This is a genomic window from Janthinobacterium sp. JF4 (assembly GCF_059617925.1).
In genome coordinates this window covers 1-16,267 of record NZ_JCAQAV010000046.1, presented here as the reverse complement: position 1 = coordinate 16,267, position 16,267 = coordinate 1, and the positions used below count along the sequence as shown (strand labels likewise).

Below are 16,267 nucleotides of genomic sequence, written 5' to 3'. Positions count from 1 at the left end.
CCAGGAGAGTGCGATGGGCAGCTATCCGAAAGTGCCGTACGTGGTGGGCGACGAAGTGGCGATCCTGCATTGCGAACGCAGCGTGTGCAAGAAGGTGAGAATACGCCGCAACCTGCCGGGCAATATCATCGTTATTCATGGCGTCAACGACGTGGGCGTCAGCTACAAGGCGGTGGAACATGGCTTGTGCGAGGGCTTGACGCAAAGGCTGGGGCGCGGCTTTACGCCCGCGTCATATCGGATGCCCGTGGCGGCGGACAAGGACAAGCTGGAAGACGATCCCGACGCCGTCTTCTTCAAGCGCACGATCGCCAAGGATACCAATAGCCCCGTGATTCCGTTTTACTGGGGCTACCGTGAAGTGGGAGAAAAATGCCGCACCGTCAACGGCCAGTTCGTCGATCGCTACGGTAACCGGCTGGACAAGGACCTGTCCAAGGAGGGCGGACCGTTCGGCAACGCCACCAGCAGCCTGCCCGACATGTGGCGTCCGGGCATGTATGCGCCGGCGGACCCCATGGGCGATGCCTTGCGCCCGCTGAAGACGGCGCCTGGACGCATGTATATGGTGCTGGCCGCCCAGCGCTTGGCCGCGCTCATTGCCATGATCCGCGATTATGACGCGCAAGACACCGTCAGCATCGTCGCGCACAGCCAGGGCTGCCTGTTGTCGCTGCTGGCGCAAGCCATGCTGATGGAAAAGGGGCTGGCGCCGGCCGATAATCTGATACTCACGCATCCGCCCTACAGTCTGGTGGACAGCCTGCCTCTGTTGATGCGAGGCGCCGCCTGGTTCGATGGCGGCGAGGATGCGGCGATGAAGCCCTATTACCATTTGCTCAGTGGTACGCAGACGCTGGGCGCGCGCCTGAAGACTTTGGCGAATATCGTGGCCGGCGTGGCAAAAGGCAGCGGGCAGGCCTGCCAGCCGTCGTTTGTCGACTTGAAGAAGGACGAACATTGCGGCATGGTCGGCAGCCGCTGGCAGAATGCCGAAGACCGCGACAACCGCCGCAAGGTCTATCTGTATTTTTGCCCTGAAGACATGACGGTGGCGCTCGATAACATCCAGGGCATAGGCTGGGATGGCGTGCCCGATCATGCGTCGGGAAGTGAATTGGTGGAAGAAGAGGAGACATCGAGTCTGGATGGGTACAGTATGTCGTCCGGACATACCAAGCTCGTGGAGCATAAGCAGGTACGCGGCGCGCTGGCGGAACTGGGCGGCAGATTTTATCAGCGTGTATTCAGCAACAAGACCCGGCTGGATCCGGCCACGGGAAAGACCACGGTGTCGTTCGTAGGCAAGCCGCCACCTTTTGATTTTCCGTTGCGCTTGCCGGCGGAAACGGAGCAGTCGCATGTGGAGGTTTCTCTGCGAAAACACCGTGCACAACATCAAGCGGTGGCCTGGCCTGTCAATACCCGGTTGAGCAAAGTGGAACAGCGCAATGGCATACGCACCATCACAGGGGAAGCCTTGAAGCTGCCGGTAGCCGCCGACCTGCGCGGCGTGTCGCAAATCGATCCGGCGAATATCCCGGCTACGTCCATGATGAGAAACCGTCCTGTTGCCGACCAGGGACCTGCGGAGGAGGTCGATCCCTGCGATGCGTCGGTCGCACTGACGAGCGGGACTGGCATGCAGCTACGCAGCGAATATCGTCCTGATCCTGGCGGTTATCAAAAGTTTCCCGAACGGGTGGAACACCTCACTCCACGAGAGCTGGCATTGATGACGGCAAGCTACAACAAGGAAAAAGGACTGGACGTGAAAGACAAGCTGGATCAACGCGAAATTGTCTCGGCGCAACGCTACCCAGACAGTAAGGTCGTGGCGAAAATTCAGGAAAGCCCGAACGAGGCGCGCTTGCGCTGGCAGCGGGAAGTCAGTGCCAAATCTTTCCACAGTTCCATTATCGGAAGCGCGAAAAATCATAGCCAGGTGACCGCGTATGACGTGGCGATTGGCAGCGGCAAGGCTAGTTCTGATCCGCAGTTCTATGCGTACTTATGTGCGGTGGCGGATTGGCGGGTGAAGATATCGTACGAACTCGGAAAACGACGGCCAGGAATCCTTTTATGGTCGGAGTTTCTTAAGACTTTTCATATGTATTTTGATGCGGAAAATAGTTGGAGAAAAAATGTAATCAAAGGAAGCATATCTTATTACAACTCAGGTGTTTTACCTGCTGATCTACCGTTGCTGACAGGACCTCTGTGGAAAATCGTCATATCAGAAACCAAAAGCGGGAAAAAGACTTCTGACGTTAAGAAGTCGAAAACTTGAATGATCTTAGCTTTCTATAGTTTTCTGCCCGCTCTGCGATGAACTGCAGAGCGATACCTTTCAATAGCTAGAACAGGAGGTCATCATGACCGTCGTTCGTTGGATTGGTATTCCATTGCTAGTACTGTTTCTTGTCCTACTTGTTAAGTGGGTCAGTGTGTCGGCACAAGAAAATGAACGAGAGTCGGCATCAAAAAAGAGATCTGCGCAGGTTCAGAAAGAGAGTGTAGATGGTACGACATCACGGGATGAATATGTCTTGGAAGTGATAGGCCTTGGAGTGACCTTTGATAGATATCGGCAAGCCAGACTATGGGATGCCTTACAAAAAGGAAGTGCTTTTACTTCTATCAGAGAACAGGACAAGAGCAAGTACGCGTGGAGCGCCTTGGATAAAAATGGGGTGAGCGGAGGGCGTGCATACGATGCGATGGAGAACGGAATCAACTTTACACCGTTGTATTGGGGAGTACCGTCATTTTATGCTGGTCCACCGATTCGTGATTCTAAGCAACAGCCTGAAGCTGGAGTACCGATGGCTGGATTGATTGCAGGCGCGGGGACTTCCGGCATGGCATGGCATCTGTTTTCGATCGCTCCCTGGAGTCTAGCTGAACATCCTGATAAATTGCTACTCAACATCTTTGAGTTTTTTGATACCCATCCTGACGTGCCATACGTGGTTCTGATGGCCGATGATAGTGCGGGGACGAGAGATGGTATTCGCGCGAAAGGGGATGTAAAGATGTTGCGGGATGGACATTACATTCCCGATATGCCTGATGCCACGGTGGCATTTGTGCTGGCACGGCGCGAACGAATTGACTTCTTGAGGCCATCGATATGGGACGATCCCGGAAATATGTTTGTACAAGAGCAATTCAGGGCGATGTATTATCAGTTGATGGAATCTCTGGCGAAACCAGATAAGGAATTAGGCGCGGATTTTCCTCCCATCCCTCGTCAACCCACCGTCGCCGAATGGCTCGCCGCCGCCGCCGCCTTCGCCCAGCGGCCCGATATCCGTGGCGTCGGCTTGCATACGTTCGATAAACTCAATCCTTGGGAAAATCGCCCGCCGCGTGAATGGAAGCCGACGCCGTGGTTTCCCATTCCGTGGAATCGGGAGCAGATGGAAACCTTTGACCGCCTGCCCTCGTTCGGTTTCGTGCACCGGCCCGTGTTCGTCAAGTTCGCGGATGAGGAAGGCAAGCCCGTCACGCGGCGCGACGCGCGCCAGAGGATATTCAATGCAGGCTGGCAGCAGGCACTGCAGACTTTACCTGAAACGGAGCGTGGCAAGGGACCAGCGCGCATCGTGACCGGTACGGGAAATCAGCCGGAACAGTTGTTGATGCTCGAAGGCATGCTGCACGATTACGCGGCGCAGGGCGGGCCGGAAATCGACAGTGGCAAGAGTGCGCAGTTCATCAATACCGATCATCGCCTGGGCAACACGGGTGCGGCCACCTGGTTCATGCAGATGGCCATCGGCGTGATGGGCAGCTATCGCGATGGCGGCGCCAGTGCGGCGATCAATCTGCGCGACAATAACGAAGCGAGCATCATCTTCATCACGCCGCCGTCGGATACCACGCGCAAGAAGCAGGATGCGGGCGGCGACATTTTCCGCAGCCGTATCACGCCAGCCGTCGACCCGGCCAACTACGCGGCGCCATCGGTGGAAGCGATCCTGGAAAGCGCGGTGGACAAGTAGAAAGGGAGGCAGCATGCGCAAAGTCATCCGTTTGGGCGACGCCACGTCGCACGGCGGCAAGGTGCTCAGTTGTGCCGCCACGCACTTCACGGTCAACGGGATTGCGGTCGCCTGCGTCGGGGATCTGTGCAGCTGCCCCATCAAGGGACATCAGGGCTGCAAGATCGCCAGCGGCTCGTCCCGACATACCATCAACGGCATCGCCATCGCCTTTGAGGGCGACACCACCACCTGCGGCGCCAAGTTGCTCGCTGGCAGCGCCACCTTCCGCACCTCCTGACGCGGCGCGCTCCTGGTATTTCCTGCTAACTATATAATCTGCGCTTGGACGATACCCGTCCCCGAACGTCGATTGAAGGAATGCCATGCCAGGATCCATGCCAAGATATATCGTGCGCCCCTTGGCGCTGTGTGTAGTGTCGGCCATGTGCCTCTCTGCCAGTGCCGCCGAGATGGTGGATGCGCAGCAGCGCGCGTCCTTGCTGGAATTTTATGCGCAGCAATATCCGGGCGAGCCGGCGGCACGCACCGTGTTCGAGAGCGTGCCCGTGGTGGGCGGCCATGGCAGCGAAGTGGTGGGCAGCGTGGAAACGTCGCCGTATCGCGGCCATGGCGCGCTGTGCCGCACGCAGCGCACCAAGTTCGTGCTGCACGGCGAGGGCAAGCAGGCGCGCTGGCAGGAGGCTGGCATGGAATATTTTGCCTGGCTCGACCGTGGCACCTGCCGCGCGGTGGCCGAACCCGTGCGCATGCTGCAGCGCGTCCCCGATGCGGAACTGGAAGGCGTGTTGCTGTACCAGAAACCGCTGCTGGAGCGGGCGCGATTATTGATGGCGGGTAACACGGCCTGCGCCCCGTTGCGCGCGCTGAAGTTTGCGCTGGCGGCTGTCGACGTGGGCGCCGCCGCGCCGCGTGCCGAGGAGCGCTATGCGCTGGTGTTCAAGAGCGACCGCGACAGCTACGCGCGCGTCTGGCTGCGCAAGAGCGGCGCCCAGTATGACGCGTGGAATGTGACTTGCCCGCCAGTGCTGTAAGCTGCGCCCCCTCGATTGTTTTTTTGACTGTTGCAACCATGAACGAAAATTCCACTTCCGCCCGCAGCTGGGGCACCATTGTCACGCATAGCGACGAGATGGCCATCATCTACCGCTATGTCGACGCCTTCCATGACGACTGGGACCTGTCGTCGCAGCCGGACCGCATCATCATCGCCTGGCGCTACGAAGACGAGACGGGCATGCCCGCGCCGAACGAGCGCGAGCACATGGAAGAACTGGAAGCGGCGCTGGCGCCCGTCGTGGAAGAGGGCGGCTTCGCCACCTTGGCGCTGGTGTCGACGGGTGAAAACCTGCGCGAGTGGATTTATTACACGCAGTCGGGCGAAGAGTTTTTCAATCGCCTCAACACGGCGCTGGCGTCGCGCCCGAAATTCCCGATTGAAATCCGCAGCGCGGCCGACCCCGCCTGGTCGACTTACGCGGGTTTCATGGCCGCACTGCCGAAATAATCAGACCAACGCAGCGACCACGATGCGCGTGGCGGCCGTGATGATGTCCTGATTCGTGTCCGCCTTTTTCTGTTCGCGCGTGTAGTACACGGCGATCACCAGCGGCGCGCCGCTGGCCGGGTAGGCCACGCCGATATCGTTGACGCTGCCATAGGCGCCCGAGCCCGTTTTATCCGCCACCTGCCAGCCGGCAGGTACGCCGGCGCGGATGCGCTGGTCGCCCGTCGTGTTGCCGCGCATCCAGGCGTCGAGCTGCTGGCGCTGCGGCGCCGGCAAGCTATTTTCCAATAACAATTGCTGCAGGCTGTGCGCCATCGACGCAGGGCTGGCCGTGTCGCGCACTTCGCCGGGGATGGCGCTATTGAGTTCCGTTTCCCAGCGTTCCAGCTGGAATACCGTGTTGCCGATGCTGCGCGCAAACGCCGTCACGGCTTGCGGCCCGCCTAATAGTGTCATCAGGAAATTGGCCGCGCTATTGTCGCTGTACTGCAAGGTGGCGGCGCACAGATCGGCTACGTTCATGCCGTCGGCCAGATGTTTTTCCGTGATGGGCGAGTAGGTGACCAGGTCTTTTTTCTCGTAGCGCACGTGCTGGTCCAGCAAGTCCGGCTGGCTGACGCTGCGGGCCAGCACGGCGCCCGCCAGCATGGCCTTGAAGGTGCTGGCCAGGGGAAAGCGTTCGTCGGCGCGATAGGCAACGCGCAGCTCGCTGCCCTGGCGCCAGGCGGCCACGCCGAGGCGCCCGCCTGCGGCTTGTTCCAGCGCGGCCAGCTGCGTCCGGGCGGCGGCGATGCTGGTGGCGGGCGCGGCAAACAGCAGCGGTGCCGGGCACAGCAGGGCAGCGCCGCTGGCCAGCAGGAGGTGGCGGCGGACGTGGTTCAGGGATTCAGTCATGGTCTGTAGATGTTTGTGGAGTGGAAAGGGTGGCCAGCAATTCGCCGATGGCGAGCAGGCTGGCCGGTTTGGTCAGATGGTGGTCGAAGCCGGCCGCGCTCGATTGGCTGCGGTCGTTTTCGGCGCCCCAGCCCGTCAATGCGACGAGTACGGCGGCGTCGCCGGCCGCTGTCTGGCGCAGCGTGCGCGCCACCTCGTAGCCGTTCATGCCGGGCAAGCCGATATCGAGGAAGATGACGTCTGGCAAGAATTGCGGCGCCATCGCCAGGGCTTGCGCGCCGTCGTGGGCCACTTGCGTGGCATGGCCCATCATGCCGAGCACGGCGGCGAGGGTATCGGCCGCATCGATATTGTCGTCGACTACCAGCACGCGGAAGTGCGGACCGCTGGTGGCGCTGGCGGTCTCGGCCGATACGGCCGGTGCGGCTGGCTCGGCTGCCAGCAGTGGCAGGCGCACGCTGAAGGTGCTGCCCAGGCCGGCGCCGGGACTGGCCGCCGTGGCGCTACCACCATGCAACTCGGCCAGGCGCCGCACCAGCGACAGGCCGATGCCCAGGCCGCCCTGAGCCCTGCCCATATTTTGTCCCACTTGGCTGAACATGTCGAAGACGGTGACCAGCGATTCGGCGGGAATGCCCACGCCGCTGTCCTGTACCTCGATCAGCGCCTCGTGGCCGTCGCGCCGCGCGCGCAAGCTGATATGGCCGCCGGCGGGCGTGTACTTGGCGGCATTGTTGAGCAAATTGCCCAGCACTTGCGCCAGGCGCGTGGGGTCGGCCTCGAGCGGCAGCGCCTGCTCATCGAGCGCTACCTGCAACTGATGATGACCCGCTTCGATCAGCGGCATGCTCGTTTCCACGGCGCCCGCGATGATGGTTTTCAAGTCTGCCCGTTCCAGCCTGAGTTCGATCTGGCCCCGCGTGATGCGAGCCACGTCCAGCAAATCATTGACTAAATGCACCATCTGATTGACTTGCCGTTCCATCACGTCGCGCACGCGCGCCACGGTGGCGGGCTTGTCGGCGGCCAGGTGCATGATTTGCAAGCCGTTGCGGATGGGCGCCAGCGGGTTGCGCAGTTCGTGTGCCAGGGTGGCCAGGAATTCCGTCTTGCGCCGGTCCATTTCGGACAGGTTGTCGGCCAGCTGGCGCAATTGCTGCTCCGAGCGCTTGCGCTCGCTGATGTCGCTGAACAGCACCGTCAGCAGGCGGCTGCCGGGGCCGCCCAGGCGCGCGGCGAAGACTTCGAACCAGCGCTCCATGGCCACGGCTTCGTTTTCGTAGCGCACGGGCTCGCCAGTCTTGACGACCTGGTCGTACAGGTCGAACCAGTGCTGGTCGTGCTCGGGCACGAAGCTGCGGATGGTCTTGCCGATGGCATTGTCCAGCCCCGACTGCTTGACGAAGGCGGCGTTGCCTTCCAGGTAGCGGAAGTCCACGGGGCGGCCTTGCTCGTCATACAGCATTTCGATGACGCAAAAGGCCTGATCCATCAGTTCGATCAAGGTGCGGTAGCGTTCCTCGCTGCGGCGCAGCGCATCTTCCACCTGTTTCTGGCGCGTGATGTCGAGCAGCACGCCTGGAAATTGCAAGGGCGTGCCATCGGGCGCATATTCCGCGCGGCCCCGCGCGATGACCGTGCGGTACTGGCCATCGCCGGCGCCGACGCGGTAGCTGGCCTCGAACGGCGTGTGCGCTTGCAGTGCCTGGGCTATCTGCGCGCTGACCTGCTCGCGGTCATCGGGATGGATGAGGTCCAGGTAGCGCGCCAGCGGCGCTGCCGTGGCCGCATCGGCATGGACAGGGAACAAGCGCGCCATATTGCTGTCGGCCGTGACCCGGTCGGCCACGATGTCCCAGTTCCAGGTGGCCACATCGCCAGCTGCCAGGGTCAGGCGCAGGGTTTCCTCGTTCTGCTTGCTGGCCGTCAGGTCGAGCGAGATGCCGGACAGGGCGATCACGTTGCCGGCGCCATCGCTGGCGCAGGTGCCGCGCATGTGCGCCCAGTGCAGTGAACCATCGGGCCAGCGCACGCGGATGTCGATTTCGAAATCGCTGGCGCTGGCGATGGCGGCGTGCACCACCGTCTGCCAGTGCTGCAGGTCGCCGTCGAGCATGGCGCCCGTCAGCTGCGCGTAGTCGATGTGGCTGTCAGGCGGCAAGCCCAGATTGGCCTTGAAGGCATCGGAGCCGGCCATGCTGCCGCTGCCCAGGTCGATTTCCCACGTGCCCATGCGGCCGCCCTGCATGGCCAGGCGCAGCCGCTGTTCTGTCTGCCGTTGCTGCGTCACGTCGCAATGCGAGCCCAGCCATTCAACGATGCTGCCATCGGGCGCCAGCACAGGCAGCATGCGCACGAGCATGTTGCGGTAGGCGCCGCTGACGTGGCGCAGGCGGTATTCCGCTTCGAACACGCTGCCCAGATGCGAGGGCATGACATACGGCAAGTTGCGATCATCCGGATGCAGGGCATTGACCCAGCCGCGGCCCAGCAGTTCGGCCTCGGCCTGGCCCGTGAAGGCGCGCCAGGAAGGCTGGTCGGCATCGAACTGGCCGAAGGTTTTCGTGCTCCAGACGATGTCGCAATGGGCGCTCAGCAGTAAATGTGCCGCCTGGGCGGCGACGCTGGAGGACGGGACGGCGCTACTGGGCTGGCTGGGTTCTGGCATGGAGGCTATCGACGATGGTGCAGGGGGGCCGCTGCCGCACTGGAATGGGGCGGCCTGGCAACTCAAGTCTGGCGATATTACAACTATTTTTACTCTCAGGGTTGTCTTGCAGGATGGCAGTTCCGCTTTCCCGGGCCTGATGAAAAAGTCGCGCCATGCGGCAAATCATCGGAAGAAAAGGCAAGGCAAGGGCGCTATTGTGGCTGAATAACCACTAGTCAGGCCTTTATGTTGATGAATGAATATTTTACATAACAATATTCTTGCAGCGCATCAGGCGCTTGAATTAAATTGGCGCCTTACTCAAAAGTTGGTGTTCATCAGACATCTCAGAGATGCGGCCGGAACCGCTGTCAGCTTGGACGGCAGCCAGGGCAGAGCCAGTGACGCCAGGAGCGGAGAGACATCCGCTCGCGCTGCTGCACCGTGATGGTGCATACGATCGTTCAGCGCCGTACATAAGCCGGAGACAGGTTGCAAGAAAGACAGATTTCGCAATTCTTTTTTTAAACTTCTGGGAAACTACATGATCAAGATGTCCAAGATGCACAAGCGTTTGTGCGCCAAAAGCGCCGCTATGCTGGCACTGTCCGCTGCCTTGCCTATCGGCTCGGCATACGCCGATGAAGTCGCTGCTGATACGACCCCTGCCGCCAGTCAGCTGGAAACCGTGACCGTGACGGCGCAGCGCCGCAAGGAAAATATCCGCGACGTGCCCGTTTCCGTGTCGCTGCTGCGTGATGAAAAGCTCGACGTGCTGGTGTCCAGCGGTCAGGATATCCGCGTGCTGGCTGGCAAATTGCCGAGCCTGAACGTGGAATCGTCGAATGGCCGCACCTTCCCCCGCTTCTATATCCGCGGCTACGGCAATACCGACTTCAACATCTTTGCATCGCAACCTGTTTCCCTGATTTACGACGATGTCGTGCAAGAAAATCCTATCCTCAAGGGCTATCCGATTTTCGACGTGGCGGGCGTGGAAGTGCTGCGTGGCCCGCAAGGCACCTTGTTCGGCCGCAATACGCCTGCCGGCGTGGTCAAGTTCGAATCCGTCAAGCCGAACCTGGACAAGGTTGAAGGCAATTACAACGTTTCCGCCGCCACGCACAACACCACCAACTTCGACGGCGCCGTCAACGTGCCGCTGAGCAAAGAATGGGCGCTGCGCTTCTCGACCCTGCGCCAGCACCGCGACGATTACGTCGACAACACGTTTACGGGCCAGAAGAATGCGCTGGACGGCTACAACGAACACGCCGAACGCGTGCAGTTGCTGTATGCGCCGAACGCCATGTTCAACGCCCTGTTCAACGTGCACCAGCGCAACACCACGGGCAGCGCGCGCATCTTCTACGCCAACATGATCAAGCAGGGCACGAACGATATCGTCGACGGTTTCGACCCGAACAAGTCGTTCACGAACGCACCAAACTTCCAGCGCCTGCGCACCAACGGCGCCAGCGCCCGCCTGAGCTGGGATCTGGACGGTATCAAACTGTACTCGATCACGGGCTTTGAACAGGTCGGCAACTACGTGTCGCATGGCGATATCGACGGCGGTACGCCAACGGGCCCAGGCTTCATTCCTTTCCAGGTTGAAACGGCTGGCGGCATCACCAGCGTGAAACAATACTCGCAAGAGTTCCGCGCCGAATCGAAGAATGCCGGTCCGCTCAATTGGCAGGCTGGCGTGTACTACTTCAACGAAGATGCCAACGGTTTCACCGACAACTTCGATACCAACACGCACGTGCTGACCACGCACCTGGCCAGCCGTCAGAAGAACTCGGCCTGGGCAACGTTTGGTTCCGTCAACTACGCCGTCAACGATGACTTCATGCTGCGCGCCGGCTTGCGCTACACCAAGGACAAGAAGGATTTCAACACGGTGGAAGCGACCAACATCGTACAGGTCAACCCGACCAGCGCCGATGTCAGCAAAGCCAAGGTCAACTGGGACTTGAGCGGTACCTACAAGTACAACAAGGACGTGAACTTCTACGGCCGTGTCGCCACCGGTTTCCGCGCGCCAAGTATCGCCCCGGCCAGCACCAGCGTGCCTGTCACCGTGGCCGATGCGGAAACGATTACCTCGTTCGAAGCCGGCATCAAGGCCGACCTGTTCGAGCGCCGCGCCCGCGTTGCCTTCAGCCTGTACAACTACCAGGTGAAGAACCAGCAATTGACGGTCGTTGGCGGCACGTCGAACGTGACGCGCCTGATCAATGCCGCCAAAACGAATGGCCGCGGCGCGGAACTGGAACTGGAAGGTTTTGTCACGCCTAGCCTGAAGATGTCCCTGGGCGGCAGCTACAACTTCACGGAAATCAAGGACCCGAGCCTGTCGATCGCCACCTGCGCGCAAACGCGTTGCACCGTGACCGATTCGCTGACCACCGGCAACCGTGCCATCATCGACGGCAATCCATTGCCGCAAGCGCCGAAGTGGACGATCACCGCCACGGGCCGCTATTCGATCCCGATGGAAAACGGCGAATTCTTCGTCTTCACGGATTGGGCTTACCGCAGCAAGATCAACTTCTTCCTGTATGAGGCAACCGAGTTCACCGGCAAGCCGATGGTCGAAGGCGGCTTGCGCGTGGGCTACACCTGGGATGCTGGCAAGTATGAAGTGGCCGCTTTTGGCCGCAACATCACCGACACCCAGCGTATCACGGGCGCCATCGACTTCAACAACCGCACGGGCTTCATCAATGAGCCACGTCAGTTTGGCGTGCAGTTCAAGGGCAACTTCTAATTGCCTGATACCAGGCGCCGGCCATGTGCTGGCGCCTGCATTGCTACCCGCCCGGTTCGCCGCGGCGGGTTTTTTTATGTGCGCTCGGGAAGTTGCGCCAGCCGCTGCGCCCAGGCGGGAATGGCTTGCCGCCAGAAATCTTCCACCTTGTCGGCACGCACGTCGAGTCCCAGGAAGCGGGCGGCCGGCAGCAAGGCCGACGCCAGCAGGTCGGCAGCACTGCTGGCCGTATCGAAGGCGAGGGCGCCCGTCTGCTTCGACAGCTTTTCGCCGCTGGCATTGTTGACGACGGGCACATGCAGAAAGCCCGGATGCGGCAAGCCCAGCACATCCTGCAGATACAGCTGGCGCGGCGTGGAATCGAGCAAGTCCGCGCCGCGCACCACCTGCGTGATGCCCTGCGCGCCATCGTCGACGACGACGGCCAGCTGGTACGCCCAATAGCCATCGCCGCGCAGCACGATGAAGTCGCCCACCTCGCCGGCCAGGTCCTGCCGCTGCGGACCATGCCAGCGGTCAATAAAACCATACACGGCTTGCGGCCCCTCTGGCACGCGCAACCGCAAGGCCCGCGCCGCCTTGCCCGGCGCCAGGCCGTGGCGGCAAGTGCCCGGATACACGGCGGCACCGTTTTTCGGCGCTCCCGCCTGCAAGTTCGAATCCTGGATCTCCTTGCGCGAACAGCCGCACGCATACACGAGGCCAGCGTCCTGCAAGCGCTTCAGCGCCGCCTCATACAGCGGCAGCCTGCGGCTCTGCCACGTCGCCTCGCCATCCCACGTCATGCCGCAGCGTTGCAGGGTGGCCAGGATCGCCATATCGGCGCCCTCGACATTGCGGTCATAGTCCAGATCCTCGATGCGCAGCAGCCACGTGCCGCGATGCACCTTCGCATCGAGATAGCTGGCCATGGCGGCAACGAGCGAGCCCATGTGCAGGGGACCGGAGGGAGAGGGGGCGAAGCGGCCGATGTAGGGAGGGATCGTTAAGGTCATGCGAAATTTTTTACGATAATCTGATGTGCGGGTGCCGCAGTGTTGGGTGGTATGTCCTAAGACTGCAAGAGAAAGTATCGTTTAGAGTGAAAAACAAGTCAAATTTTGAGCTTGATTTTATGAATATTTTGTTCTTGAAGTAGCCTTTTAAATTGTCTTTCATGCATACTAATATCGATAGTTACAAATAATTGATGTCGTAAGGTTGTGAGGATCATAAAATGCATCTATCTCACCCCATGATCCAGATTGTGGAAGAGTAATTTTAAAGTTTTCAAAAAACCAGTTCCTCATAATTTTCGTATATTTCCCTTCTGGTTTTGATTGAATTTCATTAATGTTATTTTCTGGTCCAAAGTTCCAGAATTTTATGGGCCCATCATTTTTTTCAAAAAAGACAATTAAGATTAAAGTCTCTTTTGGATTTTTTTCATTTTTCAATGTTGTTTTGTAGGATATTACCTCATCATCTCTTGTTATCCAGTCTTTCCATATTTGTTTTTTTGACTGTGAAAGTAGGTCATGTCGTTTCATACCTTTAAATACGGATATGTATTTCCCGGCATTAAGGGATCCATCAGAAGTATGCATTTTCATAATATATGTCATTTTAATTTTATTTTTGTACCAATTTTTATAACTTTGGTTTTGAAATCAGACAAGAAGAATTGTTGGCCGCCACCATTGCCAAAAATACTAGCATCTTGAGCCATTGCAACGCTTGTTGCTACACACGTATCTTTTTTAACTCTATAAGCCTGTACGTCTGGACGATAGCCAAATTTTCTATGCGGTAATACTTGCAATAATTCGCCTAGCTTTGACTTGCTTCCGGATGCTTTTTTTAATGTATCTTCGTCAAAATAAAATCCCGATTGCCCTGGAACTCCTCCGTAAATAACGGTATTTGCTTTTAAGATGGTATTTTTCCAATTGTCTCTGCCTTTGTATTCACCATGTCCTTGCCATTGGCTTGCCCAAGCTGCTGGATTTTTTCCAATACATGGATCGCAATTTGTATTTTTATTGCATTTTTTTGATAGTCCTAGTGGGTCGACCCAACCAGTTGGATTTGTGGCATATCGATAGCAATTCAATCCTCCCAGTAATCTGATGGGATCTTGCGTCAGGTAACGTCCTGGCTCTGGGTCATAGTACCTATGGCGATTGTAAAACAGCCCCGTTTCCCCATCCTCATACTGCCCCTGAAACCGCAGCGGCTGCTCGATTTCCCCTTCCACATAAAGCAAGCGCCCCCAGGCCTTGTAGCGCCCGCTCCAGACCACGTTTCCTTGCGCATCCGTCAGCTCGTGTCAACAGCGATTTAAAACTGATACAGTTTTGGCGCTCGCAGCGATTTAAAACTGATACACCTCCATCACCAGCACATGCTGGATATTTTCTTCTTTCCGGACTCGCTCAGGCAGCGTGGTCGGCCCGGATGGCCTGAACGACACCAGCTTGCCGCTGGTGCTTGAGCCGGTAACTTTCGCCGGCGATGGGCACGATATGGGCATGATGCAGCAATCGGTCCAGCAGCGCCGCCGTCAACGTCGCGTCCTGCGCAAACGTCGCGTCCCACTGGCCGAACGGCAGGTTGCTCGTCATGATCAGACTGCCTTTTTCATACAGCGCCGCGATCACCTGGAAGAACAGGTTGGCCTGCTCGCGGTTCATCGGCAGGTAGCCAATTTCGTCGATGATGAGCAGGCGATACGCCTTGATGGCCCGGTGCATCACCGTCTTCAAACTGTTCTGCGCGTGCGCCGTGCTCAAGGTCAACAGCAAATCGGACGCCGTCATGAAGCGCGTCTTGATGCCGGCCTGGGTGGCCTTGTAACCCAACGCCATGGCCAAATGGGTTTTGCCCACGCCGCTGGGGCCGACCAGCACCACGTTCTCGTTGCGCTCGATGAAGCCCAGTCCGGCCAGCTCCTCGATCTGGCTGCGCTTGACGCCTTTCGCAAAGTCATAGTTGAACTGATCGAGCGTCTTGATTGCAGGGAAGCTGGCCAGGCGCGTCATCGTGCTTTGCTTGCGCACTGTCCGTCCCGCCATTTCTTCGCGCAGCAGCGCCTCCAGGAAGTCGCTATAGGCCACCTCGTCCTTGGCCGCCTGCTGGGCCGCCGCGCCGTAGCCTTGCGCCACGAAGGGGAGCTTGAGCGCGTCGCACAGCGCGGTGATGCGTTCATGTTGCAGGTTCATGCCGCCACTCCATGCCGGACATGCATCAGTAACTGTTCATACACTGCCAGCGGGTGCTGCGCCGGCGCCACTTCGGCGATCCGTTCGACCACGATGGCTGGGCGCGCCGCAGGCGCCTCCGGCGCCGCCGCCTGCGGCCGGGCGGCGGCGATATCGCCGCGCCACGGCACTGCCAGCGGCTGCAAATAGGGCCTTTCCACCGCCATCCGCGCGGCCGGCTTCTCCTGTGTCGTGCCGTGCACCCGCTCGTTGGCCACCGTCTGCAACCAGCGCGCCACTTCCGCGTTGGCAGTGACGACGTCGAGCTGCAAGCCACTCTGACCAAGGCGGCTCGCCAGCGGCACGTAAAACGAGCGCCGCAGGTAGCCGTTGAAGCGCTCGACCTTGCCCTTGGTCTGGGCCCGGTACGGCTGGCACAGCTTGATGATGAAGCCGCTGTGCTTGGCAAAGTCGAGGAAGCCGGCGTGATAGCGGTGCTGGCCTTCGCCGTACACGTCGCGCTCGATGACGACCGTCTTCATGTTGTCGTACAGGACCTTGCGCGGCACGCCGCCAAACGCGGCGAAGGCCCGCTCATGGCAGCCGATCAGCGTGGCCACCTTCATGTCGCTGACGAACTCGACGTAGCTGGCGCGGCTGTAGCCCATCGTGGCGCAGAACGCATGCAGCGGCACGCCGCCTTTGCGGAACTCGACCCAGTCCACCTGCAACTGCTCGCCCATCGCCGTCTCGAAACGCACCTCGGGCTCGACCGGCAGCGTCGGCCGCAATGAACGCATGAATGCGCGCAGCTGACTCAGGCCGCCCTGATACCCGCGCTCGACGATCACACGATGCAGCACACTGGCTGGTATCCAGTTTGGCCGCGCCGCCGTCTGCCGTTCGCGCAGATACGTCTCGTGCGGCGCCAGCTTGCTGGGCCGTTTGACCTTGCGTTCGTATTTCGGCACCGACGTCAACGCCAAGTGCCGCCGCATCGTGTTCACCGCGCAGCCCACCTCGGCGGCGATCCGCCGCAGACTCAACCCATGCTTGCTCATTAACTGAATTTCCACATACACCTCGTTGGGTTTCAAGGCTGCTCCGAAAAGCAGCCATCATCTCAAAACGGTGTATCAGTTTTCAATCGCTGCTGTGTATCAGTTTACAACCGCTGCTGACATCCCAAGGCCGAGGGCGAAACGATCTCGGCCAAGAAGACCTTCAAGGACTACGAACCCGGCTTTGTTCACG

General features: G+C 59.4%; 14 protein-coding genes. 7 read left to right on the top strand and 7 right to left on the bottom strand.

Translation table 11 applies throughout. The features are described 5' to 3' along the window. The first annotated feature begins 13 nt into the window (after positions 1–13). From AC54AF_RS23665 to AC54AF_RS23645, 5 genes are all read left to right on the top strand, one after another. Positions 14–2,290 (top strand): T6SS effector phospholipase Tle3 domain-containing protein, encoded by a 2,277-nt coding sequence (locus AC54AF_RS23665; RefSeq protein ID WP_496638510.1) that lies wholly within the window; start codon positions 14–16, stop codon positions 2,288–2,290. 85 nt (positions 2,291–2,375) lie between these two features. After that, positions 2,376–4,007, top strand: a complete 1,632-nt coding sequence (locus tag AC54AF_RS23660) for a type VI lipase adapter Tla3 domain-containing protein (protein ID WP_496638509.1) — start codon at positions 2,376–2,378, stop codon at positions 4,005–4,007. Between the two features lie 13 nt (positions 4,008–4,020). Then, positions 4,021–4,287, top strand: coding sequence for a PAAR domain-containing protein (locus tag AC54AF_RS23655; protein WP_496638508.1), 267 nt, complete (start codon positions 4,021–4,023; stop codon positions 4,285–4,287). A 97-nt stretch (positions 4,288–4,384) separates the two neighbouring features. Continuing rightward, a complete protein-coding gene (locus tag AC54AF_RS23650) occupies positions 4,385–5,041 on the top strand; it encodes a hypothetical protein (RefSeq protein WP_496638507.1) in 657 nt (218 codons plus the stop codon). A gap of 38 nt (positions 5,042–5,079) precedes the next feature. Further along, on the top strand, positions 5,080–5,514 hold the full coding sequence (locus AC54AF_RS23645; protein ID WP_131689806.1) for a DUF695 domain-containing protein: 435 nt from the start codon (positions 5,080–5,082) through the stop codon (positions 5,512–5,514). Here the strand turns inward: AC54AF_RS23645 and bla are convergent, their stop codons facing one another. Next, on the bottom strand, positions 5,515–6,408 hold the full coding sequence (bla, locus tag AC54AF_RS23640) for a class A beta-lactamase (RefSeq protein ID WP_496638506.1): 894 nt from the start codon (positions 6,406–6,408) through the stop codon (positions 5,515–5,517). Further along, positions 6,401–9,076, bottom strand: coding sequence for a hybrid sensor histidine kinase/response regulator (locus AC54AF_RS23635; RefSeq protein WP_496638505.1), 2,676 nt, complete (start codon positions 9,074–9,076; stop codon positions 6,401–6,403). Before AC54AF_RS23635 ends, bla begins: the two co-directional genes overlap by 8 nt. Here AC54AF_RS23635 and AC54AF_RS23630 point away from each other — a divergent pair. After that, on the top strand, positions 9,075–9,287 hold the full coding sequence (locus AC54AF_RS23630) for a hypothetical protein (RefSeq protein ID WP_496638504.1): 213 nt from the start codon (positions 9,075–9,077) through the stop codon (positions 9,285–9,287). The genes AC54AF_RS23635 and AC54AF_RS23630 overlap by 2 nt on opposite strands. Positions 9,288–9,602: 315 nt before the next feature. Next, positions 9,603–11,834 (top strand): TonB-dependent receptor, encoded by a 2,232-nt coding sequence (locus AC54AF_RS23625; protein WP_496638503.1) that lies wholly within the window; start codon positions 9,603–9,605, stop codon positions 11,832–11,834. 74 nt (positions 11,835–11,908) lie between these two features. Here AC54AF_RS23625 and gluQRS read toward each other — a convergent pair whose 3' ends face one another. The 5 genes from gluQRS to istA form a co-directional block, all read right to left on the bottom strand. Then, the gene (gene gluQRS / locus AC54AF_RS23620) at positions 11,909–12,829 is read right to left on the bottom strand and encodes a tRNA glutamyl-Q(34) synthetase GluQRS (protein ID WP_496638502.1); all 921 of its coding nucleotides are present in this window, start codon (positions 12,827–12,829) and stop codon (positions 11,909–11,911) included. Between the two features lie 168 nt (positions 12,830–12,997). Further along, entirely contained in the window at positions 12,998–13,426 is a 429-nt protein-coding gene (locus AC54AF_RS23615) for a hypothetical protein (protein WP_496638501.1), read from the bottom strand. Positions 13,427–13,434: 8 nt separating this feature from the next. After that, on the bottom strand, positions 13,435–14,136 hold the full coding sequence (locus AC54AF_RS23610) for an RHS repeat-associated core domain-containing protein (RefSeq protein WP_496638529.1): 702 nt from the start codon (positions 14,134–14,136) through the stop codon (positions 13,435–13,437). A 112-nt stretch (positions 14,137–14,248) separates the two neighbouring features. Further along, positions 14,249–15,034 carry an IS21-like element helper ATPase IstB gene (gene istB, locus AC54AF_RS23605; RefSeq protein WP_496638500.1) on the bottom strand — a complete coding sequence of 262 codons (786 nt, stop codon included), beginning with the start codon at positions 15,032–15,034 and terminating at the stop codon, positions 14,249–14,251. Continuing rightward, complete coding sequence (istA, locus tag AC54AF_RS23600) at positions 15,031–16,074, bottom strand: IS21 family transposase (protein ID WP_496638528.1); 1,044 nt, start codon at positions 16,072–16,074, stop codon at positions 15,031–15,033. The genes istB and istA overlap by 4 nt, the downstream gene beginning before the upstream one ends. Positions 16,075–16,267: the final 193 nt, after the last annotated feature.

What these genes read in the sequence shown, in the direction of transcription:
- AC54AF_RS23665 (WP_496638510.1), top strand. Translation starts at nt 14, where the DNA reads ATGGGCAGCTATCCGAAAGTGCCGTACGTGGTGGGCGACGAAGTGGCG.
- AC54AF_RS23660 (WP_496638509.1), top strand. Translation starts at nt 2,376, where the DNA reads ATGACCGTCGTTCGTTGGATTGGTATTCCATTGCTAGTACTGTTTCTT.
- AC54AF_RS23655 (WP_496638508.1), top strand. Translation starts at nt 4,021, where the DNA reads ATGCGCAAAGTCATCCGTTTGGGCGACGCCACGTCGCACGGCGGCAAG.
- AC54AF_RS23650 (WP_496638507.1), top strand. Translation starts at nt 4,385, where the DNA reads ATGCCAAGATATATCGTGCGCCCCTTGGCGCTGTGTGTAGTGTCGGCC.
- AC54AF_RS23645 (WP_131689806.1), top strand. Translation starts at nt 5,080, where the DNA reads ATGAACGAAAATTCCACTTCCGCCCGCAGCTGGGGCACCATTGTCACG.
- bla (WP_496638506.1), bottom strand. Translation starts at nt 6,408, where the DNA reads ATGACTGAATCCCTGAACCACGTCCGCCGCCACCTCCTGCTGGCCAGC.
- AC54AF_RS23630 (WP_496638504.1), top strand. Translation starts at nt 9,075, where the DNA reads ATGGAGGCTATCGACGATGGTGCAGGGGGGCCGCTGCCGCACTGGAAT.
- AC54AF_RS23635 (WP_496638505.1), bottom strand. Translation starts at nt 9,076, where the DNA reads ATGCCAGAACCCAGCCAGCCCAGTAGCGCCGTCCCGTCCTCCAGCGTC.
- AC54AF_RS23625 (WP_496638503.1), top strand. Translation starts at nt 9,603, where the DNA reads ATGATCAAGATGTCCAAGATGCACAAGCGTTTGTGCGCCAAAAGCGCC.
- gluQRS (WP_496638502.1), bottom strand. Translation starts at nt 12,829, where the DNA reads ATGACCTTAACGATCCCTCCCTACATCGGCCGCTTCGCCCCCTCTCCC.
- AC54AF_RS23615 (WP_496638501.1), bottom strand. Translation starts at nt 13,426, where the DNA reads ATGAAAATGCATACTTCTGATGGATCCCTTAATGCCGGGAAATACATA.
- istB (WP_496638500.1), bottom strand. Translation starts at nt 15,034, where the DNA reads ATGAACCTGCAACATGAACGCATCACCGCGCTGTGCGACGCGCTCAAG.
- istA (WP_496638528.1), bottom strand. Translation starts at nt 16,074, where the DNA reads ATGAGCAAGCATGGGTTGAGTCTGCGGCGGATCGCCGCCGAGGTGGGC.